We start from the raw sequence: 10,265 nt of genomic DNA, 5'->3' as shown, positions 1-10,265 counted from the left end.
CACCACGACCCGGTCGCGCCCGCGCACGCCGGCGGCCCGCAGCGCGGCGGCGGTCAGCTCCTCCTCGGCCTCACGGTCGGCGGGGGCGAGCGGGAAGACGCCGGAGGCGTCGGGCGGCACGTGGAGCAGCCCGGTGGCGGCGGCCCCGGCCGCGCCGAGGTCGTCACGGGTGAGCCAGCGGTACGCCCCCGCGCCCGCCCCGGCGGTCATGACGCCACCTCGTCCATGAACCGCCGCATGGACGAGGTCACGTGCTCGTGGGCGAGGCCGCCGACCTGGCACTGCAGGATGAGGTCCGTGGCGCCCGCCTCCGCGATGCGGGTCAGCGCCTTGCGCGACCCCTCCACGTCGTCGACCACCACCATCAGGTGCTCGCGCAACGTGGCCATCGCCTCCTCGGGCGGCATCCCGGCCGCGAGCTGGCCCAGCACCCGGTGGGTGGCGTGGCGCGCGTCGTAGTAGTCCGGCGGGGTGACGAGGTTGACCTGGCGGCGGATGTACCACAGGACGGCGTCGGCGGCCGTCGCGGCGGCCTCGTCCCTGGTGGGGCCGACGTACCAGGGGATCATCAGCGCGACCCGCCGCGTGGCCGGGTCGAACCCCGCCTCGGCCAGCGCCTCCCGGTAGCGGGCTATGTCGGTGGCCACGTCGTCGATGCCCTTGAGCATGGTCATGCCGAGCAGGTTGTAGCCGTGCCGGGCCGCCGCGAGGTAGCCGTCCAGGGACGTGGAGGCCACCCAGACCGGCGGATGCGGCACCTGCGCGGGACGCGGGTAGACGGCCACGTCGGGGATCTCGAAGAACTCGTTGGAGCGGCTGACCGGCTCGCCGTCGGCCCGCCAGATGGCCAGCGTGGCCTCCAGGCAGTCCTCCCAGATCTGGCGCGACTTCTCGAACGGGCGCTGGAAGGCCTGGTACTCCAGCGGAGAGGCGCCGCGCCCGGTGCCGAACTCCACCCGCCCGCCGCTGACCACGTCCAGCGTGGCGACCCGCTCGGCCGTCCGGATGGGCGACTGGAACGGCAGCAGCACGACGCCCAGCCCGAGGTGGATGCGCTCGGTCCGCTGCGAGACGGCGGCCAGCACGAGGTCCGGGGCGGAGGAGTGGGAGAAGCCCCTGGTGAAGTGGTGCTCCACGAACCACGCGGTGTCGAATCCCAGCTCGTCGCCGAGCACGACCTGCTCGATCACGTTCTGGAACGCCTGTTGCTCGACCTCGCGGGAGCGCCCGCGGACCTCCAGCTCGTACCCCAGGCTGATCCGTAGGGACGTCATCGCGCCTCCGGCGAAAGTAGTAAACCAAGCGCTCGCTTGGTAGAGACTACCAGCGCGAAACACTTGCGGGAAGGGCGCCGTCGCGATCAAAGTGGATGCTCGTGAGGCGAAAGCACGCGCTGCGGCGGGCGAAGGAAGAGGGCGACCTCACTCCCGACGGCGCGCGCCGCCACGAGGCCCTGGGGCGGGTCATGGCGGCCCTGGCCACCGAGGCAGAGTTCATCGAGTCCTGCCGCGACCTCACCTGGTGGCGCGGCTCCGACGACAGCTGGCACCTCGAATGGCGTGACGGGCCGTTCGCCTCCGAGGTGGCCGTCCTGCTCGCCGAGCGGCTGGCCGTGCCCGGCGACGTCACCCCCGCCGGTCCCGGCAGCGAGATGTCGGCGGGGCTCGACGTCATGGGCGTCCGCCTCGAGCTGCACGCCATCGACCCCATGGGCACGGCCCGCGTACGGGCCAAGCCTGGGTTCTGGCGGCTGGCCGAGGCGCTCGACACCACGCGCCGCACCAACGCCCGCCATCCCTGGGAGGAGCTCCTCGGCGGCTGACCGGTCCTAGCCGAGGACGCGGGCGGCCAGTCGCGCGCGGTGCGCCTGCGGAGGGCCGAACAACTGCGCGTCGGAGGTGGCCCGCTTGAAGTAGCGGTGCGCGGGATGCTCCAGGGTGACCCCGATGCCGCCGTGGATCTGGATGTTCTCGCCGGCGGCCGTCAGGTACGCCTCCGAGCAGTACGAGCCCGCGATCGCAGCCGCCTCCTTCAGCTCCGCCCCCTCCGTCTTCTCCGCGTCGGCCGCACCCAGGGCCGCCGAGCGGGCCGACTCCACCAGCAGCAGCAGATCCGCCAGCTTGTGCTTGACCGCCTGGAACGAGCCGATCGGCCGGCCGAACTGGTGTCTCTCCTTGGCGTAGGCCGTGGCCGTCTCCAGGCAGCGCGCCGCCCCGCCGGTCTGCTCGGCCGCGAGGGCCGCGACGCCGAGGTCGCGCACGCGCGCCCAGCCCGAGCCGTCGCCCGCCCGTCGCGCCGGGACGCGGTCGAAGGTCAGCTCCTCCAGCGGCCGGCTCTCGTCCATCGTCCGGTGCCGCACGCGCCGCGTCGGCTCGGCCTCCACCAGCATCCCGCCCGCGTACACGAGCACCAGGTCGCCCGCCAGGGCGTACGGCAACGTGCCCGACAGGAGGCCGTCCGCCAGGTCGAGGTCGCCGTCGCCGGGCAGCGCCACGGTCGCGGAGCGCCCGCCGCCCGCCAGCACGGGCAGCAGCCGGGCCATGGCCTCCTCGTCGCCGCCCGCCTTGACCGCCTCCACGGCGAGCACCGCCGTCTGCAGGAACGGGTACGGCGACAGGGCCCGGCCCAGCTCCTCGGCCACGGCCGCGACCTCGGCGGGGCCGCCTCCCGCGCCGCCGTACTCCTCCGGGACGGCCAGCCCCGCGACCCCCAGTTCCCCCGCGAACGCCTGCCAGGGGGCGCCGGGACGGCCGGATAGGTAGGAGCGGACCACGTGGCGAAGCTCGTCGGTGACCGTCACGGCCGTCAGACTACCAAGCGATTGTTTGCCTTACCTCGACCAGCCAGTTTTTGCGGTTTCAGTGCAGCCGCATAACCCCTTTATGGTCGTCCGTCCCGAGGATCCAGGGGAGGTATGACCGGGGATGGACATGAAGAAGCCGGCGATCGACTACGCGGACTTCGCCGAGTACGACCGGCGGCAACGCGGCATCGAACGGCATGTGCTGGCGGCGTTCCTCGGGGGACTGGCCGTCGGCCTCGTCGGCATGCTCGTGTCCCAGAGCGGCCCCGCCTGGCTCCGTCACCTCTACGACCCGTACGCCTACCTGGCCCTGGCCATCGCGCTCGGCGTGACCGCGCAGGGGTTCGGCTGGGCGGCGCTGAGCACGTTCCTCGCCGCCGTGTCGACGCTGGTGGCGGCCATGGGGGCGAGCGCGCTGCACGGCGGCGACTTCACCTTCGACGTCATCGGCGGCAGCGCGTCCGGACTCAACTGGACCCTGATCATGCTGGTCGGCCTCGGGCTGCTCGCCTACGTGGCCCGCAGGAAGGACCACTGGGGCGACCTCGCGGCGGGCGCCGTGGGCGGCGCGCTGCTCGCGGACGTGGTGGACCGCTCCACGCCCGGCTTCATCGCCGCCGAGAACGGGTTCTGGCCGGCCGTCGCGGCCGTGGTGGGCGGCCTGTCCATCGCGGCCGTGATCGCCCTGCGCAACACCCTCGCCGGCCGGCTGCGCGCGCTCGTGATCTCGGGCGTGCTCGCGGGGGTGGCCACCATCGTGCTCACGGACGAGCTGTGGGGCCCGTTCTGGGCCGCCTTCTGACGAGGGCGCCGGGCGCCGCAGGTTTATGCCGAGCGGTTCCTGGTCCGGAGTCGATAGCCTGTAGTCCTCCGCATCCGGGCCGAACAAGGAGTAGCCGTGTTGCTGCGCATGTCGTCGTTGTTTCTTCGCACCCTGCGGGACGACCCGGCAGACGCGGAAGTGCCGAGCCACAAGCTCCTCGTCCGCGCCGGCTACGTCCGCCGCGTGGCGCCCGGCATCTACTCGTGGCTGCCCCTCGGCAAGATGGTGATGGAGAGCGTCGCCCGCGTCGTCCGCGAGGAGATGAACCGCATGGGCGGCCAGGAGGTGCTCTTCCCCGCGCTGCTGCCCCGCGAGTACTACGAGGCGACCGGCCGCTGGACCGAGTACGGCGACCTGCTGTTCCGCCTCCATGACCGCAAGGGCGTCGACTACCTCCTCGGGCCCACCCACGAGGAGCTCTTCGCCGACATGGTGAAGGGCGAGTACAGCTCCTACAAGGACTACCCGGTCACGCTCTACCAGATCCAGACGAAGTACCGCGACGAGGCGCGGCCCCGCGCCGGCATCCTGCGCGGCCGCGAGTTCCTCATGAAGGACTCCTACTCCTTCGACCTGGACGACGACGGTCTCAAGCACTCCTACGAGCAGCACCGCGAGACCTACATCCGGATCTTCGACCGGCTCGGCATCGACTACAAGATCGTGTTCGCCACGTCCGGCGCGATGGGCGGCTCGGCCTCCGAGGAGTTCCTGGCGCCGACCCCCACCGGCGAGGACACGTTCGTCGCCTGCCACTCGTGCGGCTACGCGGCCAACGCCGAGGCCGTCACCACCACGCCGCCCCCCGCCCGCGCCGTCGAGGACCAGGAGCCGATGCGGGTCCTCGACACCCCCGGCACGCCGACCATCGACACGCTGGTCTCGTACGTCAACGAGCACCACGGCCTGTCCGTCACCGCCGCCGACACCCTCAAGAACGTCGTCGTCAAGGTGACCACCCCCGGCTCCGACAAGGTCGAGACCCTCGTCGTCGGCGTCCCCGGCGACCGCGAGGTCGACTTCAAGCGCCTGGAGGCGTCGCTGGCCCCCGGCGAGCCGGCGATCTTCGAGGCCGAGGACTTCGCCCGGCACCCCGGCCTCGTCCGCGGCTACATCGGTCCCCAGGTCCTGCGCGAGCTCGGCATCCGCTACCTCGTCGACCCGCGCGTCGTCACCGGCAGCTCCTGGGTGACCGGCGCCAACGAGCCCGGCAAGCACGCCGCCCACGTGGTGGCCGGTCGCGACTTCGTCCCCGACGGCACCATCGAGGCCGCCGAGGTGCGCGCCGGCGACCCCTGCCCCCGGTGCGGCTCCGAGCTGTCCATCGACCGCGGCATCGAGATCGGCCACATCTTCCAGCTCGGCCGCAAGTACGCCGACGCCGCCGGACTCGACGCGCTCGGCCCCGACGGCAAGCCCATCCGCGTCACCATGGGCTCCTACGGCATCGGCGTCTCCCGCGCCGTCGCCGTCATCGCCGAGCAGCTCCACGACCAGCTCGGCCTGGTGTGGCCGCGCGAGGTCGCCCCGGCCGACGTCCACATCGTCGGCACCGGCAAGGAGAACCAGATCGAGGCAGCCCTGGAGCTGGCCGCCGAGCTGGAGTCCCGCGGCCTGCGCGTCCTCGTGGACGACCGGGCCGGGGTGTCGCCCGGGGTGAAGTTCAAGGACGCGGAGCTGCTGGGCATGCCGACCATCGTCGTGGTGGGCCGAGGGCTCACCCAGGGCGTGGTGGAGCTGCGCGACCGGGTCTCGGGCGAGAAGTCGGAGATCCCGCTCGCCGAGGCCGCCGACCGCATCACGGCCGCCTGCACAGCCTGACCGTCCGTTCTCGGCCCCCGGCGCACGGGGGCCGACACATGGGCGGCCGCCGCAGGCTCAGCCGGTTGTGGGCCCAGCCGCCTGTGGACCCGGCCGCCTGTGGACCCGGCCGCCTGTGGACCCGGCCGCCTGTGGCCTAGCCGCCCGTGGGCGCGGACGGCGATGCCGGCGGGGAGACGGGCGAAGGGCCGGGGGAGGCGGGTGGCGCGGCGGCGGGCATGCCCGGGAACGCCGTCCCGATCGCCGGCCGGAACGCGTACGAGCGCGCCACCGCCTCCTGCATGGCCAGCGCCGCGTATTTGCGCAGCGCCGGGTCGTCGGCGGCGACCAGCTCCAGGTAGGCCGCCGTCACACCGGTCTCGACCTGCACGGCCAGGCGGACGGCGTCGGTGGGTGTGGACGGGACGAGGGGCAGCGAGTAGGACGGCTCTGCCTCGGCGGGCCGCCCGCCCCGGGCCGTGACGAACGCGCGCAACTGGTCACGGCGGGCACGGTGCGCGTCGAAGGCCCGCGTGGCCTTGGACCGCAGCGTCCCACTGGTGCGCGCACTGATCAGCCCGTACGCGAAGACGGCGGCGTGCTCGGCGGCCAGCGCCTTGCCGAGCCTCTCGGCGTCACCGCTCACGAGGACCTCCTGCTGCTCTCACGACCTCACGCTCTCACGAGCCTTCCCACACCCGCACCTCTCACGACCACCCGCACACGACGACGCCTCCACGCCTGCTCCGCCCGTTCCCGCTGGCTGCCGTGCGGTCACAGGGACCGCGGCAGGGCCAGAGCGTGGGCGGCCTCGCAGGCGCCGATGCTGGCGACCAGCTGGGCCATCGAGGGCGCGATCCCGGAGAGCGCACGGGCACGCCGGGCGGACGCCTTGCGTTCCAGCTCCCGCAGTGACGACAGCGACACCTTGGCCGCCGCACCCGCCGTGGGAGCCCCGGCCGTGGGAGCTCCCCCTGACGGACCTCCCGAGGAGGGCGCGCCCGGAGAGGACGGGGCGCCGGACGCCGGGGAGGCCGCCGCGGGGAAGCGGCGGCGCAGCTCCGCCAGATGCGCCTGGTGCCGGTCGCGGAACGGGGCCAGCGCGTTCGCCCCCTTGGCCATGAGCGCCGCGTACAGGCCGATCACATACTCCTTGTCGGCGATGAGCTGCCGCGCGAGGACCAGCTCCGGCGGCTCCTGGGCCGCCTCCGACGGTCCGGTGCCGCCGGACTCGCCGCTGCACCCCGTGAGCGCCACCGCGGCCGCTCCGCCCGCCAGCACGGCTCGCCGGGACAGGGAAGGGCGCACGGGAAGAGACCTCCAGAACGCGGATGTACGCAGCCCTCGGGGCCACGGCTGGACGTGAGGAGCCCTCCGGGCGGGACAGGACCTGAACGGCCCTCCGCACCGCGGACGGGACGTGAGTAGCCCTCCGGACTACGGACGCAAGAAGCATCGTACGGGCTCGCGCCCCTGCCCGCCGTCAGGCAAGGCCGCGAGGGCCGCCCTTTCTGACGTCCCGTCCGGCCTCCTGACGTCGCCGCCGAGTCTCCCGGACGTCTCCGCCACGTCCCGAAAGACGTCTCCACCCGTCTCCGGACGTCCTCCGTCTCCGGGGACGTCTCCCGGGACGTTCTCGCCCGCGCCCCTTCGGGGGACCCCGTGACATCGCCGGAGTGTCCGGCTCGTACGCTCAGCCCTACGTCTGGTGCGTCCACACCGACTGGCGCTCTTTGGACGCCCTCCTACAGATAGGGTGTCAACTGTCGTCGCTGGCTGAGCGGCCGGGCGACGGAGAGCCAGGAGAGCCAGAGGCGAGGTCCGCCCGGCTGCAACATGACAATAGGGGAGGTCGATATGGGCAGCGATTCACCCCGCGACCACCTGATGAAGCTCCTTGAGCCCGTCGTCGGCGCGGAGGGCCTCGACCTTGAGGACGTCACGGTCACGCAGGCGGGCAAGCGCCGCCTGCTGCGTGTGATCGTCGACCGCGACGGAGGGGTGAGCCTCGACGACATCGCCGACGTGAGCCAGGCCGTCTCAGCGGCCCTCGACGAGACCGACGCGATGGGCCCCGCGGCCTACACGCTCGAGGTCTCCTCGCCGGGCGTCGACCGCCCGCTGACGGAGCCGCGCCACTGGCGCCGCGCCGCCAGGCGGCTGGTGAAGGCGGAGCTGCGCGACGGCACCGTGCTGGAGGGCCGGGTGCGCTCGGCCGACGAGAGCGGCGTCGACCTCGACGTCGACGGCGATGTGCGCCGGCTCGACTATCAGGACCTGGCCCGCGGACGGGTGCAGGTGGAGTTCCGCCGGTTCGACGACGACGCGGACGACGCGTACGCGGACGTCGACGGCGACGAAGGCTAAGGGGGGAGCCTCGTGGACATCGACATGAGCGTCCTGCGCAGCCTGGAGAGGGAGAAGGACATCTCCTTCGACCTGGTCGTCAAGGCCATCGAGGACGCGCTGCTGATCGCGTATTTCCGCACGGAGGGCGCGGCGCCCAAGGCGCGCGCCCAGCTCGACCGCACCAGCGGGCACGTCACGATCTTGGCGGCCGAGCTGGACGAGGACGGCGAGATCGTCCGGGAGTACGACGACACACCGGGCAACTTCAGCCGGATCGCGGCGACCACCGCCAAGCAGGTCATCCTGCAGCAGCTGCGCGACGCCGAGGACGAGATCAACTTCGGCGAGTTCGCCAGCCGTGAGGGCGAGTTGGTCTCGGGCGTGATCCAGCAGGGCAAGGACCCGCGCGTGGTGCTGGTCGACCTCGGCAAGATCGAGGCCGTGCTGCCGCACAACGAGCAGGTGCCCGGCGAGGACTACGTGCACGGTGAGCGCCTGCGCGTCTACGTGGTGCAGGTGAAGAAGGGCCACAAGGGCCCTTCGGTCACCCTGTCGCGCACGCACCCGGGCCTGGTCAAGAAGCTTTTCGCGCTGGAGGTGCCGGAGATCGCCGACGGCACCGTGGAGATCGCCGCGGTCGCCCGCGAGGCCGGCCACCGCACGAAGATCGCCGTCAGGTCGCGCAAGCCCGGCGTCAACCCGAAGGGCGCGTGCATCGGCCCTATGGGGTCGCGGGTGCGCAACGTGATGACCGAGCTGCACGGTGAGAAGATCGACATCATCGACTGGTCGGAGGACCCCGGCGAGTTCGTCGGGAATGCCCTGTCACCCGCGCGTGTTTCCCACGTCGAGGTTCTCGATCTCGAAGGGCGAGTGGCGAGGGTGACCGTGCCTGACTACCAGCTTTCGCTGGCGATCGGCAAGGAAGGGCAGAATGCCCGGCTTGCCGCCAGGCTCACCGGATGGCGGATTGACATCCGTCCTGACACCCAGGCCGAGGATGCCGCCGGTTCCGTAGATGCGTCAACGCGGTAAGCTGGAATATGGTGGCCAGGCGGGCCCGCAGCGCACCTGTGTGGGTTGCAGGGTTCGCACGGCTAAGTCCGAGCTGCTCCGCTTGGTGCGGGTCGGGGACCATGTGGTCCTTGACCTGCGAGGACGGCTTCCGGGCCGAGGGGCTTCACTGCACCCGGCCATGAGTTGTCTGGAGCTTGCCGAGCGTCGCCGAGCGTTTCCGCGCGCGTTTCGCGTGCCGGGGCCGCTTGACGTCTCGCGTGTGCGAGTGCACCTGGACGGGGAGGACCCACGAAATGTCATGTAGGACGCCGAGTTGATGGGCGGAGTCAGATTGCTATGAGCGCCTGATGAGCACGCGGCGATGAAGACCACAAGGTAACGACGGTCCGGACGGCACAGCCAGCCTCCCGGGCCGAGTAAGGGAGTGCAGTGGCGAAGGTCCGGGTATACGAGCTCGCTAAGGAGTTCGGAGTCGAGAGCAAGGTCGTCATGGCCAAGCTCCAGGAGATGGGGGAGTTCGTCCGTTCGGCGTCCTCCACCATAGAGGCGCCGGTCGTCCGGCGGCTCACCGAAGCATTGGGCGTATCCAAGCCCTCCAGGGGCGGCGGATCGTCGTCCAGGCCGCAGCCGCCCAGGGCTGCCCCCCGGCCGGCCGAGAGCCAGGCCGGCAACGGCGCCGCCGAGGCGCCGGCCCCCACGGCCCCGCGTCCGGGTCCGGGCCCCAAGCCCGGTCCGCGTCCGGGCCCTGCGGGTCCCTCGGCCCCGTCGGCCCCCGCGAGTCCGGCGAGCCCCGCGGCAGGCACGCCTCGCCCGCCGGTGGCCATGCCTCACGAGCAGCAGCAGCGGCAGCCCGAGGCCGCGCGCGGCGAGACGTCCGCCGCACCGCAGGCGCGCTTCGAGTCCGGATCGGGCACGCGCCCGACGCCGGGTCCCCGTCCGGGCCCCGCGGCTCGTCCCGGCCCCAAGCCGGGCCCCGCGCCCCGTCCGGGTGCCTCCGGCGGCGGCGCCCCCGGCGGTGCTCCGCGTCCCGGCGCCCCGGCCGGCTCCTCCGGTGGCGGTCCGCGCCCCGGCCCCGGTCCCAAGCCGGGCCCGCGTGGTCCCCGTCCGGGCAACAACCCGTTCTCGTCCAACGCCAGCGGCATGGGCCAGTCCCGTCCGCCGCGTCCGGGCGGCCAGCGTGACAGTGGCGGTCCCGGTCAGCGTGAGCGTCGTGACGGTCCGCCGCGCGACGGAGCGATGCCGCGTCCGCCGCAGAGCCGTGAGGGCGGCAGGCCCGCGCCCGGCGGCCCGCGTCCGGGTCCGCCCGGCGCCGCGGGTCCGCGTCCCGGCCCCGGTGCCGGTGGTCCGCGTCCTGGTGGACCGCGTCCCAACCCGATGATGATGCCGCAGGGCCGGCCCGCCGGTCCCGGTGGTGGCGGCGGCGGTGGCCGTCCGGGTGGCGGCCCCGGTGGCCGTCCCGGTGGCGGCGGTGGC

11 protein-coding genes and 1 pseudogene are annotated in these 10,265 nt (G+C 72.9%); 7 read left to right on the top strand and 5 right to left on the bottom strand.

The features are described 5' to 3' along the window. Together MTP10_RS41565 and MTP10_RS41560 are read right to left on the bottom strand one after the other, a co-directional pair. Nucleotides 1-210 (bottom strand): annotated as a pseudogene (locus MTP10_RS41565) (hypothetical protein); the annotation flags it as partial. After that, nucleotides 207-1,274 carry an LLM class flavin-dependent oxidoreductase gene (locus MTP10_RS41560; protein WP_310717413.1) on the bottom strand — a complete coding sequence of 356 codons (1,068 nt, stop codon included), beginning with the start codon at nucleotides 1,272-1,274 and terminating at the stop codon, nucleotides 207-209. The pseudogene MTP10_RS41565 and the gene MTP10_RS41560, both read right to left, overlap by 4 nt. Before the next feature lie 95 nt (nucleotides 1,275-1,369). Here MTP10_RS41560 and MTP10_RS41555 point away from each other — a divergent pair, with 95 nt between their 5' ends. Next, nucleotides 1,370-1,822, top strand: a complete 453-nt coding sequence (locus MTP10_RS41555; protein WP_310717412.1) for a hypothetical protein — start codon at nucleotides 1,370-1,372, stop codon at nucleotides 1,820-1,822. Between the two features lie 6 nt (nucleotides 1,823-1,828). On the opposite strand, the gene MTP10_RS41550 is transcribed toward MTP10_RS41555, so the two are convergent. Then, nucleotides 1,829-2,800 (bottom strand): acyl-CoA dehydrogenase family protein, encoded by a 972-nt coding sequence (locus tag MTP10_RS41550; RefSeq protein WP_310717411.1) that lies wholly within the window; start codon nucleotides 2,798-2,800, stop codon nucleotides 1,829-1,831. Nucleotides 2,801-2,930: 130 nt separating this feature from the next. Here MTP10_RS41550 and MTP10_RS41545 point away from each other — a divergent pair, with 130 nt between their 5' ends. Then, nucleotides 2,931-3,605, top strand: coding sequence for a hypothetical protein (locus MTP10_RS41545; RefSeq protein WP_310717410.1), 675 nt, complete (start codon nucleotides 2,931-2,933; stop codon nucleotides 3,603-3,605). Between the two features lie 96 nt (nucleotides 3,606-3,701). After that, nucleotides 3,702-5,447, top strand: a complete 1,746-nt coding sequence (locus MTP10_RS41540) for a proline--tRNA ligase (RefSeq protein ID WP_310717409.1) — start codon at nucleotides 3,702-3,704, stop codon at nucleotides 5,445-5,447. A 136-nt stretch (nucleotides 5,448-5,583) separates the two neighbouring features. Here the strand turns inward: MTP10_RS41540 and MTP10_RS41535 are convergent, their stop codons facing one another. Beyond that, a complete protein-coding gene (locus tag MTP10_RS41535) occupies nucleotides 5,584-6,072 on the bottom strand; it encodes a ferritin-like domain-containing protein (protein WP_310717408.1) in 489 nt (162 codons plus the stop codon). 128 nt (nucleotides 6,073-6,200) lie between these two features. Beyond that, nucleotides 6,201-6,734, bottom strand: a complete 534-nt coding sequence (locus MTP10_RS41530) for a hypothetical protein (protein ID WP_310717407.1) — start codon at nucleotides 6,732-6,734, stop codon at nucleotides 6,201-6,203. Nucleotides 6,735-7,283: 549 nt separating this feature from the next. Here MTP10_RS41530 and rimP point away from each other — a divergent pair. The 4 genes from rimP to MTP10_RS41510 form a co-directional block, all read left to right on the top strand. Then, nucleotides 7,284-7,793: a ribosome maturation factor RimP gene (gene rimP, locus MTP10_RS41525; RefSeq protein ID WP_310717406.1), complete on the top strand. Its 510-nt coding sequence runs from the start codon at nucleotides 7,284-7,286 to the stop codon at nucleotides 7,791-7,793. A 12-nt stretch (nucleotides 7,794-7,805) separates the two neighbouring features. After that, on the top strand, nucleotides 7,806-8,810 hold the full coding sequence (gene nusA / locus MTP10_RS41520) for a transcription termination factor NusA (protein WP_310717405.1): 1,005 nt from the start codon (nucleotides 7,806-7,808) through the stop codon (nucleotides 8,808-8,810). Further along, complete coding sequence (locus tag MTP10_RS41515; RefSeq protein WP_310717404.1) at nucleotides 8,794-9,096, top strand: YlxR family protein; 303 nt, start codon at nucleotides 8,794-8,796, stop codon at nucleotides 9,094-9,096. The genes nusA and MTP10_RS41515 overlap by 17 nt, the downstream gene beginning before the upstream one ends. A gap of 125 nt (nucleotides 9,097-9,221) precedes the next feature. Next, a partial coding sequence (locus MTP10_RS41510) for a translation initiation factor IF-2 N-terminal domain-containing protein (RefSeq protein WP_310717403.1) occupies nucleotides 9,222-10,265 on the top strand: 1,044 nt, incomplete at its 3' end.

The organism is Nonomuraea sp. 3-1Str, assembly GCF_031570565.1.
In the GTDB taxonomy this organism is placed as follows: domain Bacteria; phylum Actinomycetota; class Actinomycetes; order Streptosporangiales; family Streptosporangiaceae; genus Nonomuraea.
This window is presented reverse-complemented; position numbering and strand designations above follow the sequence as displayed.

Excerpts from the sequence above, each read along its gene's own strand:
- MTP10_RS41560 (WP_310717413.1), bottom strand. The coding sequence starts at position 1,274 with ATGACGTCCCTACGGATCAGCCTGGGGTACGAGCTGGAGGTCCGCGGG.
- MTP10_RS41555 (WP_310717412.1), top strand. The coding sequence starts at position 1,370 with ATGCTCGTGAGGCGAAAGCACGCGCTGCGGCGGGCGAAGGAAGAGGGC.
- MTP10_RS41545 (WP_310717410.1), top strand. The coding sequence starts at position 2,931 with ATGAAGAAGCCGGCGATCGACTACGCGGACTTCGCCGAGTACGACCGG.
- rimP (WP_310717406.1), top strand. The coding sequence starts at position 7,284 with ATGGGCAGCGATTCACCCCGCGACCACCTGATGAAGCTCCTTGAGCCC.
- MTP10_RS41515 (WP_310717404.1), top strand. The coding sequence starts at position 8,794 with ATGCGTCAACGCGGTAAGCTGGAATATGGTGGCCAGGCGGGCCCGCAG.